The sequence below is a fragment of the Ralstonia sp. 1B3 genome, from assembly GCF_036631435.1.
This window is the reverse complement of record NZ_JAPNUG010000026.1, coordinates 78285-96459: the sequence shown is the minus strand read 5'-3', so window position 1 is coordinate 96459 and position 18175 is coordinate 78285. Positions and strand designations below refer to the sequence as shown.

Genomic DNA, 18175 nt, shown 5'->3' with positions numbered 1-18175 from the left:
TGCACGACGGCAAGATCGCCGAAATGCGCACGGGTGAAGGGAAGACGCTGACTGCGACGCTCGCCGTGTACCTGAACGCCATCTCTGGCCAGGGCGTGCACGTCGTGACGGTCAACGATTATCTGGCGCAGCGCGACGCCGAGTGGATGGGTCGCCTGTACAACTGGCTGGGCCTGTCGGTGGGGGTCAACCTGACCACCATGGATCACGACCAGAAGCAGGCCGCCTACGCGTCGGACATCACCTACGGCACCAACAACGAGTTCGGCTTCGACTACCTGCGCGACAACATGGTGTACGACGCCGGCCAGCGCGTGCAGCGTCCGCTGAACTACGCGATCGTCGACGAGGTGGACTCGATCCTGATCGATGAAGCGCGTACTCCGCTGATCATCTCTGGCCAGGCGGAAGACCACACCGACCTGTACCGCCGCATGAACAGCATCCCGGCGCAACTCACGCGCCAGATCGGCGAAGAGAAGTCGGATGGCACGGGCGTCGAGAAGCCGGGCGACTACTACGTCGACGAAAAATCGCACCAGGTCTACCTGACCGAATCGGGTCACGAGAAGGCTGAGCAGATCCTGCTGCAAGCCGGATTGATCGGCGAGGGCGAATCGCTCTACGCGCCGCAGAACATCACGCTGATGCACCACCTGTACGCCGCCCTGCGTGCGCACAGCCTGTTCTTCCGTGATCAGCACTACGTGGTGCAGAACGGTGAAGTGGTAATCGTCGATGAATTCACCGGCCGCCTGATGTCGGGCCGCCGGTGGTCCGACGGTCTGCACCAGGCCGTGGAAGCCAAGGAAGGCGTGCAGATCCAGCAGGAAAACCAGACGCTGGCGACCATCACGTTCCAGAACTACTTCCGCATGTACAACAAGCTGTCGGGCATGACCGGTACGGCGGACACGGAAGCGTATGAATTCCAGGAGATCTACGGCCTGGAAACCGTGGTGATCCCGACGAACCGCACGCCGCAGCGTAAGGACTTGCAGGATCAGATCTACAAGACCTCGAAGGAGCGCTACGACGCCGTCATTCGCGACATTCGCGATTGCTACGAGCGCGGCCAGCCGGTGCTGGTGGGCACGACGTCCATCGAAAACTCTGAACTGCTGTCGAACCTGCTGAACCAGGCGAAGCTGCCGCACCAAGTGCTCAACGCCAAGCAGCACGAGCGTGAAGCCGAGATCATCGCGCAGGCCGGTCGCCCGAAGATGATCACCATCGCCACCAACATGGCGGGCCGTGGTACCGACATCGTGCTGGGCGGCAATGTGGAGAAACAGTCCAGCTTCGTGATGGCCGACGAGTCGCTCTCCGACGAAGAAAAGGCCGCGCGCGTGAAGCAGTTGCAGGACGAATGGCAATCGCTGCACGAGCAGGTGAAGGCTGCGGGCGGTCTGCACATCATCGGCACCGAGCGCCACGAGTCGCGCCGGATCGACAACCAGCTGCGTGGCCGTGCCGGCCGTCAGGGCGACCCGGGTTCGTCGCGCTTCTATCTGTCGCTGGACGATCAGCTGCTGCGCATCTTCGCGGGCGACCGCGTGCGCGCGATCATGGATCGCCTGAAGATGCCCGAAGGCGAACCGATCGAAGCCGGCATCGTCACGCGCTCGATCGAATCGGCGCAGCGCAAGGTCGAAGGCCGCAACTTCGACATCCGCAAGCAACTGCTGCAATACGACGACGTCTCCAACGACCAGCGCAAGGAACTCTACAAGCTGCGTAACGAGATTCTCGAAGCGCAGGATGTGGGCGACTTGGTCAAGAACCTGCGTGAATCCGTGTTCACCGAGCTGTTCCGCACCTACGTGCCGGCCGAGACCATGGAAGAGCAGTGGGATGTCGCCGGGCTGGAGAAGACGCTGCGTGAGGACTGGGGCGTCGATCAGCCGCTGGTCAAGACGCTGGAAGCTGCGCAGTCGATCGAAGACGAAGACCTGCTCAAGATGGTGCTGGATGCAGCCGAAGCGGTGTACGAAGGCAAGGTGGCGCAGGTTGGCCGCGAGTCCTTCGCCGGCTTCGAGCGTTCGGTGATGCTGCAAAGCCTCGACACGCATTGGCGCGAGCACTTGGCAGCGCTCGATATGCTGCGCCAGGGCATCCACTTGCGCGGCTATGCGCAGAAAGATCCGAAGCAGGAATACAAGCGCGAGTCGTTTGAACTGTTCGGCCGCCTGCTCGACACCATCCGCAACGAGGTCACGCGCATTGTCTTCACGGTGCGCATCCAGTCTCAGGAAGAGCTGGAGCAGGCTTCCGAGCAGATCGAAGAAGATCTTTCCGCGCTGAGCAACGTGCAGTACAAGCACGACGAGTTCAGCGAACTGGCCGAAGTGGCTGCCGGCGATGCGGAGATCCACGGTGCAACGCCGGCCATGGCAGCACCGCGTTCGGCAGCATCTGCCGCTGCTGCCGCGCTGGCGGGCGAAGTGCCGAAGGTTGGCCGCAATGACCCATGCCCATGCGGTTCGGGCAAGAAATACAAGCAGTGCCACGGCAAACTCGTCTGACGCTGCCTAGAACCTGTTTCTGTTGATTCATGATGCCCGCAATGCGGGCATCCTCATTTTGAAAGGTGTGCTCCATGGCTGTGAATCTCGTCGCGCCCGCCGCTGACTCACTGTTGCCGATCGACGGCGTGGAACTCGGCTGGGCCGAGGCCGGTGTACGCAAGGCCAATCGCAAGGATGTGCTGCTCGTTCGTATCGCCGAGGGCTCGACGGTGGCCGGTGTGTTCACGCAGAACCGCTTCTGCGCAGCACCCGTGCAGGTGTGCCGCGAGCATCTGGCGAGCGGCAAGGGCGCACGCGCGATCATCGTCAACACGGGCAATGCGAATGCCGGCACCGGCGCGCCTGGCCTTGCGCATGCGCGCCAGACCTGTGATGCCGTTGCCAAGCTGCTGGGCGTGTCGGCGGAGCAGGTGCTGCCGTTCTCCACGGGCGTGATTTTGGAGCCGCTGCCGGTCGACCGCATCATCGCCGGACTGCCTGCTGCTGAGGCGAACGCCAAGCCGGACAACTGGCTGGCCGCCGCCGAGGCCATCATGACCACCGACACCGTACCCAAGGCAGCGTCGGCCACGTGCACGCTGTCGGGCAAGACGGTGCGCATGTCGGGCATCAGCAAGGGCGCAGGCATGATCCGCCCCAACATGGCGACGATGCTCGGCTTCATCGCCACCGATGCCAATGTGGATGAAGCCGTGCTTCAAGGTCTGGTACGCCACGCCGCCGACCATTCGTTCAACAGCGTGACGGTCGATGGCGATACCTCCACCAACGACTCGTTCGTCGTCATCGCGACGGGCCGGGCTGGCACGCCGCGCCTCGATTCCGAATCGCACCCCGACTACGCGCTGCGCGATGCGCTGACGGGCCTCGCACAAGAGCTTGCGCAGAAGATCGTGCGCGACGGCGAGGGCGCGACGAAGTTCATGGCCATCCAGGTGGAGGGCGGCCGCAACGTTGAGGAGTGCCGGCTGATCGCCTATGCCGTCGCGCATTCGCCGCTGGTCAAGACCGCGTTCTACGCATCGGACCCCAACCTGGGGCGCATCCTGGCGGCCGTCGGCTACGCCGGCGTGACGGATCTCGATGTGAACGGCGTCAACCTGTGGCTTGACGACGTCTGGGTCGCACGTGACGGTGGCCGCAACCCCGAATACCGCGAAGAAGACGGCCAGCGCGTGATGAAGCAGGCGGAGATCACCGTGCGCATCGCGCTCGGCCGCGGCGACGCCACCGCCACCGTGTGGACGTGCGACTTCTCGCACGACTACGTGTCGATCAACGCGGATTACCGTTCGTAATCCGGAGGTTGCCGCCATGTCGTCTGACCTTTCCGCACGGCTCGACCGCTTTCTCGGGCGGCTGGAGCAATGGCTGCCGCCTGAACTGACCGACGCCGACTGGAACGAGGCCGTCGCCTTCCGCTGGCGCAAGCGCCAGAGCCTGTTCGGCAACATCGGCTATCTCGCACCGATCCGGCAGTTGCCGCCGATCCATCTGAGCGATCTGCACAACATCGAGCGCCAGAAAGACGCGATCGTCGCCAACACGCGCCAGTTCGTGCGCAAGTTGCCGGCCAACAACGTGCTGCTGACGGGCGCGCGGGGCACCGGCAAGTCGTCGCTCATCAAGGCGTGCCTGAACGAGTTCGTGAAGGAAGGCCTGCGTCTGGTCGAAGTCGACAAGGACGATCTGGCCGACCTGGGCGATATCGTCGAGCAGCTCTCGACGCGCCCGGAGCGCTTCGCGATCTTCTGCGATGACCTTTCGTTTGAAGACGGCGAATCCGGCTACAAGGCGCTGAAGTCTGCGCTGGACGGCTCGGTCGCCGCGCAATCGAACAACGTGCTGATCTACGCAACGTCCAACCGGCGCCATCTGCTGCCGGAATACATGAAGGACAACGAGACCTATCAGCACACCTCGGACGGCGAAATCCATCCGGGCGAGCTCGCTGTCGTTCGGGCTGTGGTTATCGTTCTACCCGCCCAAGCAGGACGAATATCTGACCATCGTCGGCCATTGGCTCAAGCATTTCGGCTGCAGCGACGAAGACATCGCCGCAGCACGTGGCGATGCGCTGGTTTGGGCGCTGGAACGCGGTTCATGGCAATTCGCCCGCGAAGGTAAGAAACATGGCCGGCTGGCACAAATTTCCGGGCGGCAAGCTGGAAGCGGGTGAATCCGTGGAGGCTGCGCTGACGCGTGAACTCAAGGAAGAACTGGACGTTACGCTGCGCACCTGCGTGCCCTGGCACACCATCGAGCACGACTACCCTCACGCGTATGTGCGCCTGCATTTCTGCAAGGTGACGGCATGGGACGGGACCTTGCGCGCGCTGGAGGCCAGGATTTCGCCTGGCAGACGCTGCCGATCAGCGTCGATCCTGTACTGCCGGCAACGTTGCCCGTCTTCGAATGGATGCGCGAGGAAGCGGCGGCTAGTTGAGCCTGCCGCTTGTATCGTTGCCGGGTGCTTCGGGCAGGTCGTCTTCTTCGACCACGGGGATGGTGTACTGCTCGGCGGCCCAGGCGCCCAGGTCGATCTGCTTGCAGCGCTCGGAGCAGAAGGGGCGGTAGCGGCTCTCAGGCACCCAAGGCACGGGCTTGCCGCAGCTGGGGCATTTGACGGTCTTCACATTCATGGTGCGGCTCAGAAATTACAGAGCTTCAGCTGGAACGGGATATCCGCATCGACCGGCTTGGGGCGCAGGTCGCCATCCTGCTGGGTAAAGCGCACCCAGAGCATGTATTTGTTGGCGCTGATCTCGGGAATGAACCCCAGCGCCGACTCATCCAGGCGCACCTGCATCAGCTGGTACACGCGGCCCGACAGCATCTGCTGATAGCTCCCAGCGTTAGCAATCACCTTGCCACTCTGGCCTGACTCGCGCAGCAGGCGCAGCACGATCATCGTGGCGTCGCGCAGCGGCACCAGCGGTTGAGCCCATTTGATGATGTCGGCGCGGCGGCGCTCGGCCGGATGATGCTGCCATGCAAAATACGCCGGCAGATCGAATTCACGTACCACCGGGGATGATGGCGCGGCTGCGGATGCTCGTCAGCCACTCGTTGTCGGCAATGAGCTGGCCGGCCTTGCCATGTGTGGCAGTGAGATTGCCGGAGGCGGTTTCCAGCTCGCTGATGACGGCGTCGAGCGCGTCCTGGTCGATCTGCGGATTGGCGCGCAGCGCGGTGAGCGTCTGGCGCTGGCGATCAAGTTCTTTCAGCAGATCGGATTTGAGGTCGGCACGCCCGGCCACGTCGACCACTTCGAACAGCGTGGTCAAGGCCACATGGTGCTGCAGTGGGTGTTCCTGCACGAGAAAGAAATCCAGCCGCTCGAACAGGTCTTCGAGGCGCAGCAGCGTCCGAATGCGTTCGTTGAAGGGATATTCGTACAGGATCAAAACTTGGGTGCCCGGTGTGCTGGCCCGCTGCATATGCGGCCCCGAAGCCCATTTGGCCTCGATCTGCCCGCATTCTATGCGAGACCCTCGCTCATCACAATGCAAAGGGATGTGACGACGGCTTTCAAGCTGTTTCAGTTCGACCGGTAGGTTAGGTCCAGACGGTCGATCTGCGGCTGGAGGTCGGCCAGCGTACCGCCGTTGTCGATCACGTCGTCGGCTGCTGCCAAGCGCGCTTCGCGTGAAGCCTGACGCGCGATGATGGCTTCCACCTGCGCGCGCGGCAGACCGTTACGGGCCATCACACGGGCAATCTGCGTCTCGACCGGGCAGTCGACCACCAGAATGCGGTCGACCAAGCTGCGCCAGCTCTGATGGCCGGCGAGGATTCCACCAACAGGGGGACGACGTAGACCAGGTACGGATGCGCGTCCGATGCCTGCGCGCGGCCCCACGCGACAGCGCAATCTCGCGGATGAGCGGATGCGTGATCTGCTCCAGTCGCGATTTGGCCGTGGCATCCGAGAAGGCGAGGGCGCGCATGGCATCGCGGTCCATGGCACCGTCCGGGCGTAGGATGCCGGCGCCGAATGTTTCGACCAGCTTCGGGATGGCGGCGCCGCCCGGTGCAGTGATCTCGTGGGCGATGGCGTCGGTGTCAACGATGGCGGCACCGCGCTCCGCAAGGCGATCCGCCACGTAGCTCTTGCCGCTGCCGATGCCGCCGGTCAGGCCGATCACGCGCATGCTGATCGTGCCCTTATGGCGCAAGCAGGGGCCGAGGCCTGCCAGCATGAGCAACTGCGGGCCGGCCAGCAGTGCGATCACGCCGGCCCCGGCAATGAACGGTCCGAACGAGAACGGCGATTCGCTCGTCGCGCCGCGCGCAATGCGCACCAGCCCAAACACCAGTCCCACGACCGACGACAGCAGCACCAGCAGCGGCAGCGCTTGCCAACCGAACCACGCGCCCAGTGCGGCCATCAGCTTGAAGTCGCCGTAGCCCATGCCTTCGCGGCCGCGCAGCAGCTTGTAGGTCCAGTAGATCGACCACAGGAACAGGTAGCCTGCCATCGCGCCAATCACCGCGTCGTGCAGGCGCGCGAACATGCCGAACAGATTCACGCCCAGGCCGAGCCAGAGCAGCGGCTGGGTGACGGCGTCGGGCAACAGCTGCGTGTCTGCGTCGATCATCGTGCCGGCGATCAGGAACCACAGCAGCACCGCCGACGCCACCGCGACCCACGTCGGGCCGAAGTGCCAGAGGCAAGCTGCGGTCAGCACACCCGTGACCAGCTCCACTGCGGGATAGCGCCAGGAGATCGGTGTTTTGCAGGCGCTGCAGCGGCCGCGTAGCGCCAGCCAGCTCAACACGGGAATATTCTCGATCGCCTTGATCTGATGACCGCACGATGGGCACGCCGAGCGCGGCACGACCAGGTTGTATGCGTCAGGGTGAGGCAGCGGCTCTTCGCGCAGCTCGGCGATGTAGTTGGCCTCCTCCCGCTCGATCATGCGCGGCAGGCGGTGGATCACCACGTTCAGGAAACTGCCGACCAGCAAGCCCACCAACCCGCCGGTCGCAATTAAAAACCACGCTGGCAGTTGCGCCAGCGTGGGAATGACGAACATCTCCGGCATCAGACCACCTGACCCAGCTTGAAGATCGGCAGGTACATTGCCACCACCATGCCGCCGATCAACACGCCAAGGATCACGATGATGATCGGTTCGATCAGCGCCGAGATGTTGGCCACCGCATCGTCCACCTCGCGCTCGTAAAATTCTGCAACCTTGAGCAGCATGCTGTCGAGCGCACCGGATTCCTCACCGATCTGTGTCATCTGCAGCACCATGTTGTCGAACACGTGCGTAGCCTGCATGGCGTTGGTCAGGCTCGTACCAATGCGCACGGCCTGTTGAATTTCGATCGTTGCGTCGTGATAGACCCAGTTGCCGGCTGCTCCAGCCACCGATTCCATCGATTCCACGAGCGGTGTGCCGGCGGCGAACATGGTGGCCAGCGTACGTGTCCAGCGCGCGATGGTGGCTTTGCGGATGATGCTGCCGAAGATCGGCATACGCAGAATCCAGCGGTGCGTGGAGCGCTGCACGTTTTCCGAGCGTTTGAACGCCCGCGTGAACAGCACGATGCCGATGATGGGTACAAAAACGATGATGTACCACCATTGCACGAAGAAGTCGGAGATGCTCATCACCACCAGCGTTGGGGCCGGCAGCGTGGCTCCGAAGCTCGAGAACACGCCCTTGAACGCCGGCACCACGAAAATCATCAGCACTACCGTCACCAGGAAGGCCACCGTCAGCACCGAGATCGGGTAGATCATCGCGGACTTGATCTGCGCCTTCAGCGCAATCGACTTTTCCATGTACAGCGACAGGCGCTCGAGCAGGGCATCGAGAATACCGCCCTGTTCACCCGCGTCGATCAGGTTGCAGTAGAGCGTGTCGAAGTACTGCGGATGACGGCGGAAGGCTTGCGCCATGCTGCTGCCCGACTCGATATCGACACGGATTTCCGTCAGCAGCTGCGTAAAGTTCGGGTTGGCATGGCCCTTCGCGATGATGTCGACCGACTGCAGCAGCGGCACGCCGGCCTTCAGCATGGTCGAGAGCTGGCGGGTGAAGTACGCCACGTCCTTCGGCGTGATCTTTTTGCCCCGGGCCGCGCGGCGACGCTTTGACTTGGTGATCGACAGGCCCTGCTTGCGCAAGACGGCATTCACCTCGGTGATGCTCTCGGCGCGCATCTCGCCCTTGAAGATCTTGCCGCGATCTTTGCCTTCCCACTCGAAGATGTACTGCGTGGGCGCCTTTGTCTTGGCGGTCTTTCGTGCCGGCGCGGCGGCCGCGCGGTTTGCGGCAGGTGCTCGTGTGGCCATGGTTGGTTCCTACCCCGGTATGGGAACGATTGATCGAGAAGGTTATTGGTTCGTTGTGGCCAGCACTTCCTCAAGGGAAGTCAGCCCCTGCTTTACTTTCCGCAAGCCCGATTCGCGCAGCGACAGCACGCCTTCCTTGCGCGCCTGCTCGGCGATCTGCAGCGCCGTGCCGTGCGTGAGAATGATTTCCTGGATCGCCTCGGTGATGGGCATGACCTGGTAGATACCGACTCGCCTTGTAGCCACTGCCGTTGCAGACCTCGCAACCGACCGGGTGATACGGCTGCCACGAGCCGTCGAGGTCGGCCTCGGTGAAGCCCGCGTCGAGCAGCGTTTCCTTGGGCAGCGGACCGGGCTTCTTGCATTCCTTGCACAGCCGTCGCGCTAGGCGTTGCGCCGTGATCAGGAGCACCGACGATGCGATGTTGAACGGCGCCACGCCCATGTTCATCAGGCGAGTCAGCGTCGTCGGCGCGTCGTTGGTGTGCAGCGTGGAGAACACCAGGTGACCGGTCTGCGCGGCCTTGATCGAGATATCAGCCGTTTCCAGATCCCGGATTTCGCCCACCATGATGATGTCCGGATCCTGCCGCAGGAACGACTTCAGCGCCGCTGCAAAGGTCAGCCCCGCCTTGTCGTTCACGTTGACTTGGTTGATGCCCGGCAACTGGATTTCCGCCGGGTCTTCGGCTGTGGAGATATTGATGTCGCCCTGGTTCAGCCGGTTCAGGAAGGTGTACAGCGACACCGTTTTGCCTGAGCCCGTCGGGCCGGTCACCAGCACCATTCCGTACGGCCGCTTGATCACGTCGAGCAGCAACTGCTTTTGCTCGGGCTCGTAGCCGAGCTGGTCGATATCGAGCCGCTCGGTGGACGACTCCAGAATCCGGATCACGATCTTCTCGCCGAACAGCGTTGGCAGCGTCGACACGCGGAAGTCGATGGCGCGTTCGATCGTCTCTTTGTTGTCCTTGTCCTTGCGGTCTTTCGGGACAGTGATCAGCAGCTTCATGCGGCCGTCTTGCGGCACGCGCTTTTCCGAGATGTCCAGGCGCGAGAGCACCTTGATCCGGGTGGCAATCTTGTCGCGGATATCCAGCGGCGGCTGCGCCACCTGCGCGAGGATGCCGTCGATGCGGAAACGCACGCGGTAAAACGTTTCAAACGGCTCGAAATGCAAGTCCGACGCGCCGCGCAACAGGGCCTCGGTAAAGAGCTTCTGCAGGAAGCGCACCACGGGGGCATCGTCGATGCCATCGGTGGTTGTGCGACGCGTGGCGGCAGCGGCGCCCGGGTCGTACTCGATCTGCGTGGCTTCCTGCTTGGGGAAGAGCGACTTGATCTCGGCCGGGGCCTCGTTGGCGAGGCTGAGTTGGCGGACCAGCTTGTCGTGCTCGACGATCACCGTTTCGATGGCCACGTTCATCTTCTGACGCAGCTCTTCGATCGGCTTCGGGTCGCTCGGGTCGGATGTGGCGAGGATGAGGCGGTTTTCGCGGCGGCCTAGCGGCAACAGCCGCAACTGGGCGAAGTGCTTGTTGGCCGACAGCACGGCCGGCACGGTGTCGAGCTTGTACTGGGCGAGATCCAGCAGCGGCATCTGGTATTTGCCGGCCACGAACACGGCGAGGTCATGCGCACTCATGATTCCGCTGCCTACCAGTTCGTCGATCAGTTGCGTGCGTTTTTCACGCGCGCTCTGTTCGAGCTGAGTCAGTAGCGTCGGTGCGATCCGCCGGCTCTGCGCAAGAGCGAGTCCGAGTGTCATGAGTCCAGTCCGTCAGGCTGAAGCTGACCATTTCAGCGTGCGCCGGGCCCCACTGCCTCAAGCGCGCGCTCGCCCCCCAAGGCGATTGTTATAGGTTCTGCAGCCGGTACCCCACCCATTCGTGGGGGTGGTGCCCGGAACCGGGGCAGTTTGCCGACCGCCCCTGCATTTGTAAAGCGCACATCAAAGCGCAGCTTGCATTTGTGCCACATCGGCAGAAAACCGCCCGAACTGAAGCGTTTGGCCTCGGGTGTGGCGTCAACTGCGCTTTGACTGCGGCGGCCGATGCAGCCGTACCGTGCGGATCGACTGGCTGTCCATCTGGACGATGTCCATCACGCAGTTCGCAATCTTCACGCTAACCGTCGCCTCCGGAATCTCTTCCAGCACTTCGAGTACCAGTCCGTTGAGGGTCTTCGGGCCGTCGGTCGGCAGGCTCAGCCCCAAGCGCCGGTTCACGTCGCGCAACGACATTCCCGCATCCGCAAGATAAGTGCCTTCCTTGTCCCAGGCCAGCTTGCCGGCGTTGGGCAGCGTGGTGGTGAATTCGCCGATCATCTCTTCGATGATGTCTTCGAGCGTCACCAGCCCGAGCATGTCGCCGTATTCATTGACGATCAGGCCAAGGCGGCGGCGGTTCTCCTGAAAGTACTGTAGTTGCCGGAAGACGGGCGTACCGCTCGGCACGAAATACGGCTCGGCGAGCAGGCCGCGGAAATCGTCGTGCGTAAGTTCGGTGTGCCCGAGCAGCGACAGCGCCTTGCGCACGTGCAGGATGCCGATCACCTGATCGCTGTCCTGCTCGAACACGGGCAGCTTGTTGTGATAGCAGGTTTCGAGCTGCTGGATGACCTCTTCGATCGGGCGCGACAGGTCGAGCGACTCCACCCGCGCGCGCGGCGTCATCACGTCGTCAACGGTGATGGCGTCCAGATCGAACAGGTTGAGCAGGATGCTGCGGTGCTTGTGCGGGATGAAATTGCCTGATTCCAAGACCAGCGTGCGCAGTTCCTCGGTCGACATGCGTTGTTCCGGCGCCTTGCGCGTATTGATGCGCACCAGCCGCAGCACCCCCATGGCGAACGCGTTGACCACCGCGACCAGCGGCGTCGAAACCTGCATCAGCGGCTTGATGATGAAGCTGGCGGGAAACGCAACGCGTTCGGGGTAGGTCGCGCCCACGATCTTCGGGGCGATCTCGGCGAACACGATGATCAGAAACGCGACGATGGCCGTGGCGATCGACAGCGTCGTTCCGTTGTTGCCGAAGTAGTGGATTGCCAGGGTGGTGATCAGCACCGGCACGGCGGTGTTGATCAGGTTGTTGCCGATCAGGATGAGCGAGAGCAGCTTGTCAGTCTGACCGAGCAACTGCTGTGTATTGCGCGCGCCCGATACATTGGACTTGGCAAGATGCCGCAGGCGATGGCGGTTGAGCGCCATCATCGCGGTTTCGGAAATCGAGAAGAAGGCGGAGCAGCACAACAGCAGCACGACGGCGCCGATTTGTGCCCAGAGCGGCCAAGAGTCCAAGGCAGGAGAGGAGGGGCGGCGAAGTGCCCACTATAACAGAGGGGTTTGTCGCGCCGATGTGGGCAGCCGTTGCGCATGCCGCTAACGTACGTTCCCCTCAGATGGTCGTTCAGAAACAAAAAAGCCCAGCAATTTGCTGGGCTTGCTGTCCTTGATCGACAAGGGAATTTCTGGTCGGGGTGAGAGGATTCGAACCTCCGGCCTCTACGTCCCGAACGTAGCGCTCTACCAGGCTAAGCTACACCCCGATGCTTCTTCGCAGATCTCGTGCGTGTCAGGACTGACGTTGCAGCGAGAAAGCACACAAGTCTATCAGCGTCTGACGGAAAAGGGAAGGGGGTAATGCGTTTGCTGCTGCTTCGGCGGCAGCGGCTTCGCGCTCGGCGGCCTGGCGCGTGTACTCCAGCGCGCCGGAAGCCTGGATGGCCGCGAAGATGGCGTCGAAATGTTCCGTGCCACCTTGCTCGATGGCCTGGCGCACCAGCGCACGCTGTTCTTCCGTGCCGTTCGATAGCAGATGGATGAGCGGCAGCGTCGGCTTGCCTTCGCGCAGGTCGTCGCCAGCGTTCTTGCCCATCTGGTCGGCGGTGGACGTGTAGTCGAGCAGGTCGTCGACGATCTGGAACGCGGTGCCGATGCGGCGGCCGTATTCAGCCGCGGCTTCTTCGGTCGCGGCGTCTGCGCCCGAGAGCACCGCGCCGATCTGCGCGGCGGCTTCGAATAGCTTGGCGGTCTTGTAGCGGATGACCTGCAGGTAGCGCTCTTCCGTCACGTCCGGATCGTGCATGTTCAGCAGCTGCAGAACTTCGCCTTCGGAGATGATGTTGGTCGCGTCGGCCAGAATTTGCATGATGCGCATGCTGTCGGCCTGCACCATCATCTGGAAGGCGCGCGAATACAGAAAGTCGCCCACCAGCACGCTCGCGGCGTTGCCAAATACCGCGTTGGCGGTCTTGCGGCCGCGGCGCAGGTCGGATTCGTCGACCACGTCGTCGTGCAGGAGCGTGGCGGTGTGGATGAACTCGACCACGGCGGCCAGTTCGTGCTGATGCTCGCCCTTGTAACCGAGCGCATTCGCCACCAGCAGCAGAATCACGGGGCGCAGTCGCCGCCGCCGGCGCTGATGATGTATTCGCCGATCTGGTTGATCAGCACCACCTCCGAGCCCAGGCGGCGGCGGATCACGGCATCGACGGCGCGCATGTCTTCAGCGACAGGGGCGAGCAGGACGGAGGCGGAGGTCTGGGTCAAGGCGAGTTCCGACAGAAACGTGTGGCTGATGATCGACTTGCGCGCAATCGTTGCTGCGCAAAAAGCCGCGAGATTATAGAGCAAGCACGGGTTTGCCCGCCGACAGGCTGGAACGCGCATGGCGGGACGGCCCGTTGCGCGGGCGCCGCACCCCGGTCGCGCGATTAGTCTTTGATTTGCTTGAGTTTTCTTGTATAGTTGCGAGTTCTCTGTGTCCGTTGTCTGCGCATGCAGGCGGTGAGTGGCACAAGAGTCACGTTTTAGTTCTTTTATCGAGGTCCGACAATGTACGCGGTCGTAAAAACCGGCGGTAAGCAATACAAGGTTGCTGCTGGCGAAAAACTGAAAGTAGAACAGATACCGGCGGACGTTGGCGCAGAAATCACGCTTGACCAGGTGCTCGCAGTGGGCGCCGGCGACCAACTCAAGGTTGGTGCGCCGCTGGTGAGCGGGGCTGCCGTCAAAGCCACCGTCATCTCCCACGGTCGTCACGACAAAGTGCACATCTTCAAGATGCGCCGTCGTAAGCACTATCAAAAGCGCCAAGGGCATCGTCAAAATTACACCGAGTTGCGTATCGACTCGATCGTGGCCTAAGGCTGCGTCGTCTACGTAACCGGATAGGAGTTCAGTCATGGCACAGAAAAAGGCGGCGGTTCCACACGGAACGGCCGCGATTCCGAGTCGAAGCGCCTGGGCGTGAAGGTGTACGGCGGCCAAGCCATCAACGCTGGCGGCATCATCGTTCGCCAACGCGGCACCCGCACGCACGCTGGTGTGAACGTGGGCATGGGCAAGGACCACACCCTCTTCGCGCTGGTCGACGGCCACGTGAAGTTCGCCACCCGCGGCGAAGGCAAGAAGCAGTTCGTCGACGTTGTTCCGGCGGCCTGATTCAGCCTTGTAGTAGAAAGGCCCCGCACCCGTGCGGGGCTTTTTCGTTTCTGGCTGCTAACAAAACGCGACCCTGATCCTGGGCGGTACGCTGCTCTTGGCGCGTGTTTCCAGGCGCGTTCTGTTAGCAATGGCGCGAGTGGCGCCGATTTCCTTTACCTGCCGTGCGCACGCCGCACGGGCGGAGACCTCCATGAAGTTCATCGACGAAGCCCGGATTGAAGTGATCGCTGGTGACGGCGGCAACGGCAGCGCCTCGATGCGCCGCGAGAAATTCGTCCCGTTCGGCGGACCCGACGGCGGCGATGGCGGGCGGGGCGGCAGCGTGTGGGCCGTGGCTGACCGCAACATCAACACCCTGATCGACTACCGCTTTGCCAAGAAGCATCTGGCGCGAAACGGCGAAAACGGCCGGGGTGCCGACTGCTACGGCGCTGCAGGCGACGACATCACGCTGCGCATGCCTGTGGGCACGGCCATCTACGATGCCGACACGGAAGAGCTGATCGCCGACTTGACCGTCGACGGGCAGCGCCTGTGCCTGGCACAGGGCGGCGAGGGCGGCTGGGGCAACATCCACTTCAAGTCGAGCACCAACCGCGCACCGCGCCAGAAGACCGACGGCAAGGCCGGTGAGCGCCGCAACCTGCGCCTGGAGTTGAAAGTGTTGGCCGACGTGGGCCTGCTCGGCATGCCCAATGCCGGCAAGTCGACGCTGATCACCGCGATTTCCAACGCGCGCCCGAAGATTGCCGACTACCCGTTCACGACGCTGCACCCGAACCTGGGCGTGGTCCGGACGGGCCCGTCGAAATCGTTCGTGGTGGCCGACATTCCTGGTCTGATCGAGGGCGCAGCGGAAGGCGCCGGTCTGGGGCATCAGTTCCTGCGGCATCTGCAACGCACGCGCGTGCTGCTGCATGTGGTCGATCTTGCCCTGTTCGACGAGAGCGTCGACCCGGTGGCCGAAGCCAAGGCGATTGTCGGCGAGCTGAAGAAATACGACGCTGAACTCTTCGACAAGCCGCGCTGGCTCGTGCTCAACAAGCTCGACATGGTGCCCGAGGACGAACGCGAAGCGCGCGTGAAGGACTTCGTGAAGCGCTTCAAGTGGAAGGGACCGGTGCATCGCATTTCTGCGTTGACGCACGATGGCACGCAGGCGCTTGTCCACGCGATTCAGGAATACCTCGACGAGTTGCGCGCCGAAGAAGATGCCGCGGCTGCCGCGCCCGACCAGCGTCTGGACCCGAGCCTGCACAACGTCGACCACGACGATCAAGCCTAAACACAACAAACATCCTTCGGAGACACGCCCACCATGGCCCTGCATTCGCTGATTGCCGATGCGCGCCGCCTTGTCGTCAAGGTCGGTTCCAGCCTGGTTACCAACGACGGCCGTGGCCTCGACCGCTGCCATTGCCCGCTGGGCCGCGCAAATCGCGGCGCTACGGGCGGCTGGCAAGGAAGTCGTGCTGGTCAGTTCAGGCGCCATCGCCGAGGGCATGCAGCGCTTGGGCTGGGCCAAGCGTCCGAAGGAAATCCACGAGTTGCAGGCCGCCGCCGCTGTCGGGCAGATGGGGCTGGCGCAGGTGTACGAATCCGAGTTCGCGCGGCACAGCATCCGCACGGCGCAGGTGCTGCTCACGCATGGCGATCTGGCCGATCGCGAGCGCTATCTCAATGCACGTTCCACGCTGCTCACGCTGCTGAGCCTCGGTGTCGTGCCGATCATCAACGAGAACGACACGGTCGTCACCGATGAAATCAAGTTCGGCGACAACGACACGCTGGGCGCGCTCGTCACCAACCTGATCGAAGGTGATGCGCTCATCATCCTGACAGACCAGCGCGGCTTGATACGGCCGACCCGCGCAAGGAGCCTGGCGCCCGGTTTGTCGACGAGGCGCAGGCTGGCACGCCCGACCTTGAACAGATGGCCGGCGGCGCTGGTTCGAGCATCGGCAAGGGCGGCATGCTGACGAAGATTCTGGCGGCGAAGCGCGCGGCCAAGTCGGGCGCGCATACCATCATTGCTTCGGGTCGTGAACCTGACGTGCTTGCGCGCTTGGCTGCCGGCGAGGCCATCGGCACGCAGCTCCGCGCGCCGACGGGGCGGATGACGGCGCGCAAGCAGTGGATGATCGATCATCTGCAGCTGCGCGGTCGCGTGGTGCTCGATGCCGGTGCGGTGGAAAAGCTCACGGCCGGCGGCAAGTCGTTGCTGCCGATCGGCGTGACGGAAGTGCAGGGCGAATTCGCGCGCGGCGAGGTGATTTCTTGCGTGGATGCGGCGGGCCGCGAAGTGGCGCGCGGGCTGACGAACTATTCGTCGGCTGAGGCGCGGCTGATCGCACGCAAGGCGTCCTCGGAGATCGAGGCGGTGCTTGGCTACGTCAGCGCCGCGGAGCTGGTGCACCGGGACAACCTGGTGCTGCTCTGATCCAGCCGCTCGGCTGCGCATCAAAACAAAAGGCCAACCCTGCGAGGTTGGCCTTTGTGTTTGAGGCAGATGATGCTGTACGCGGGCGTCCGCCGCTCAGGGCCCGAAATACCGGCCGCTCTGCCCCAACCGTTGCACCAGCGTAGAGGCCTTTCCATCTCCCGCTACCGAACGCACGTCGCAGAAGTACGAGCGCATCAGCGCCGACGCATAGTCCGTCGGCCCGCCATTGCCAACGCGTTGCCAATCCGTCGCGGGCTTGTAGGCGTTCATGCTTGCCGATTCGGCATTCGCCGTTTCGTTCATGTCGACCGCGCGGTTGCCGACCCACTGGTTGGTGTCGTTGCGCAACGTCGCATAGATGCGCCGCTCGGCCGTGTCGCAGCGCAGGCCTTCGTAGTTCACGTTGCGCGCGCCGGTCTTGCTGGTGATCAGTACGGTGTACCGCACCACGTTGTCCTTGCCGATCGACACCGATTTCGGATCGATGGCGAAGCGCAGCGGCGAGTCGCTTCGGCCGCCCACATCGAACGGCACGGCATCGCGATCGACCGGCGGGGCCGGGAAGGTCACGGCATCTTCCTTGAAAGGCTTGTCGTTGAATGGGTCCATCAACAGCCGGTCTTCGAGGTCGCCGGTGCGGTTATGGCCACATGCCGTCAACGCCAGCGCAGCCGCCAGCGCGAGCGGCACGAGAGCGCGGCGCGCTCCACGTGTCGTCGTCATCAGATTCACGAATTGTCCTTGGGAGCCGTGTCGTCAGGGTTGGGAGAGGAAGGGGCCGGCGCGGATACGCTCACCGTTTCGACGATGACCGTCGTGGTGGTGACGGTCAGGGCCGGCTGGGCGTGCTGCTCGTTCCGGCCGCCCTGGCTGCTGGAACGTTCGCGGTTATCGCGTGCGTCGCGTCCGTCGCGCTCTCGGTGCTGGCCGCCGCGTCCGTAGGGCGACAGCGGCGCGCGGGTCTGACGCTGCACGAAGCGCGAAAGCTCCGACAGCGCCAGCTGATACACCTCGCGCTTGAACTCGATGACGGCCTCGAGCGGCACCCAGTACTGGCTCCACCGCCATGCATCGAATTCCGGATGCTCGGTGGCGCGCAGCTGGATGTCGCAGTCGCGACCGACCATGCGCAGCAGGAACCAGATCTGTTTCTGGCGATAGTGGCCGCGTATTTCGCGGCGGATGAACTTGTCCGGCACCTCATACCGCAGCCAGTCGCGCGTGCGACCGACGATCCGGACGTGTTCTGGCAACAGGCCGACTTCTTCGTGCAGTTCGCGGAACATCGCTTGTTCGGGCGTCTCGCCGTACTTGATGCCGCCTTGTGGAAACTGCCAGGAGTGCTCGCCAATGCGCTTGCCCCAGAACACCTCGTTTCTTGCGTTGATGAGGATGATGCCGACGTTCGGGCGGAAGCCTTCACGATCGAGCATGACTGCACCTCG

General features: G+C 63.2%; 9 protein-coding genes, 1 tRNA gene and 9 pseudogenes. 8 read left to right on the top strand and 11 right to left on the bottom strand.

The window, feature by feature from the left end; genetic code table 11:
• The 4 genes and pseudogenes from secA to OWR21_RS07530 all read left to right on the top strand — a co-directional run.
• The coding region (gene secA / locus OWR21_RS07545) for a preprotein translocase subunit SecA (RefSeq protein WP_332394906.1) at nt 1-2525 on the top strand (2525 nt) is incomplete at its 5' end.
• Between the two features lie 74 nt (nt 2526-2599).
• The gene (argJ, locus tag OWR21_RS07540) at nt 2600-3826 is read left to right on the top strand and encodes a bifunctional glutamate N-acetyltransferase/amino-acid acetyltransferase ArgJ (RefSeq protein ID WP_332394905.1); all 1227 of its coding nucleotides are present in this window, start codon (nt 2600-2602) and stop codon (nt 3824-3826) included.
• A gap of 16 nt (nt 3827-3842) precedes the next feature.
• Nucleotides 3843-4707 (top strand): annotated as a pseudogene (locus tag OWR21_RS07535) (ATP-binding protein).
• Nucleotides 4664-4974, top strand: a pseudogene (locus tag OWR21_RS07530) ((deoxy)nucleoside triphosphate pyrophosphohydrolase); the annotation flags it as partial. The pseudogenes OWR21_RS07535 and OWR21_RS07530, both read left to right, overlap by 44 nt.
• Here the strand turns inward: OWR21_RS07530 and OWR21_RS07525 are convergent.
• The 9 genes and pseudogenes from OWR21_RS07525 to ispB all read right to left on the bottom strand — a co-directional run bounded on the left by OWR21_RS07525 (nt 4967) and on the right by ispB (nt 13342).
• On the bottom strand, nt 4967-5170 hold the full coding sequence (locus tag OWR21_RS07525; protein ID WP_027680324.1) for a DNA gyrase inhibitor YacG: 204 nt from the start codon (nt 5168-5170) through the stop codon (nt 4967-4969). The pseudogene OWR21_RS07530 and the gene OWR21_RS07525 overlap by 8 nt on opposite strands.
• A gap of 8 nt (nt 5171-5178) precedes the next feature.
• A pseudogene (gene zapD / locus OWR21_RS07520) lies at nt 5179-5935 on the bottom strand (cell division protein ZapD).
• A gap of 134 nt (nt 5936-6069) precedes the next feature.
• A pseudogene (gene coaE / locus OWR21_RS07515) lies at nt 6070-6682 on the bottom strand (dephospho-CoA kinase).
• Between the two features lie 21 nt (nt 6683-6703).
• Nucleotides 6704-7576: pseudogene (locus tag OWR21_RS07510) on the bottom strand (prepilin peptidase); the annotation flags it as partial.
• A complete protein-coding gene (locus OWR21_RS07505; RefSeq protein WP_332394904.1) occupies nt 7576-8838 on the bottom strand; it encodes a type II secretion system F family protein in 1263 nt (420 codons plus the stop codon). The gene OWR21_RS07505 and the pseudogene OWR21_RS07510, both read right to left, overlap by 1 nt.
• A gap of 42 nt (nt 8839-8880) precedes the next feature.
• Nucleotides 8881-10606: pseudogene (gene pilB, locus OWR21_RS07500) on the bottom strand (type IV-A pilus assembly ATPase PilB).
• Between the two features lie 258 nt (nt 10607-10864).
• Nucleotides 10865-12139, bottom strand: coding sequence for an HlyC/CorC family transporter (locus tag OWR21_RS07495; RefSeq protein WP_332394903.1), 1275 nt, complete (start codon nt 12137-12139; stop codon nt 10865-10867).
• Between the two features lie 171 nt (nt 12140-12310).
• Nucleotides 12311-12387 (bottom strand) — tRNA-Pro (locus OWR21_RS07490).
• Between the two features lie 26 nt (nt 12388-12413).
• A pseudogene (gene ispB, locus OWR21_RS07485) lies at nt 12414-13342 on the bottom strand (octaprenyl diphosphate synthase).
• 333 nt (nt 13343-13675) lie between these two features.
• Here ispB and rplU point away from each other — a divergent pair.
• The 4 genes and pseudogenes from rplU to proB all read left to right on the top strand — a co-directional run bounded on the left by rplU (nt 13676) and on the right by proB (nt 16727).
• Nucleotides 13676-13987: a 50S ribosomal protein L21 gene (gene rplU / locus OWR21_RS07480; RefSeq protein ID WP_004633023.1), complete on the top strand. Its 312-nt coding sequence runs from the start codon at nt 13676-13678 to the stop codon at nt 13985-13987.
• 45 nt (nt 13988-14032) lie between these two features.
• Nucleotides 14033-14284, top strand: a pseudogene (gene rpmA, locus OWR21_RS07475) (50S ribosomal protein L27); the annotation flags it as partial.
• 193 nt (nt 14285-14477) lie between these two features.
• Complete coding sequence (gene obgE / locus OWR21_RS07470) at nt 14478-15572, top strand: GTPase ObgE (protein WP_332394902.1); 1095 nt, start codon at nt 14478-14480, stop codon at nt 15570-15572.
• A gap of 33 nt (nt 15573-15605) precedes the next feature.
• Nucleotides 15606-16727: pseudogene (proB, locus tag OWR21_RS07465) on the top strand (glutamate 5-kinase).
• 96 nt (nt 16728-16823) lie between these two features.
• Here the strand turns inward: proB and OWR21_RS07460 are convergent.
• Together OWR21_RS07460 and OWR21_RS07455 are read right to left on the bottom strand one after the other, a co-directional pair.
• Nucleotides 16824-17453 (bottom strand): CNP1-like family protein, encoded by a 630-nt coding sequence (locus tag OWR21_RS07460; protein ID WP_147213795.1) that lies wholly within the window; start codon nt 17451-17453, stop codon nt 16824-16826.
• Nucleotides 17454-17458: 5 nt separating this feature from the next.
• Complete coding sequence (locus OWR21_RS07455; RefSeq protein WP_332394901.1) at nt 17459-18163, bottom strand: RNA pyrophosphohydrolase; 705 nt, start codon at nt 18161-18163, stop codon at nt 17459-17461.
• Nucleotides 18164-18175: the final 12 nt, after the last annotated feature.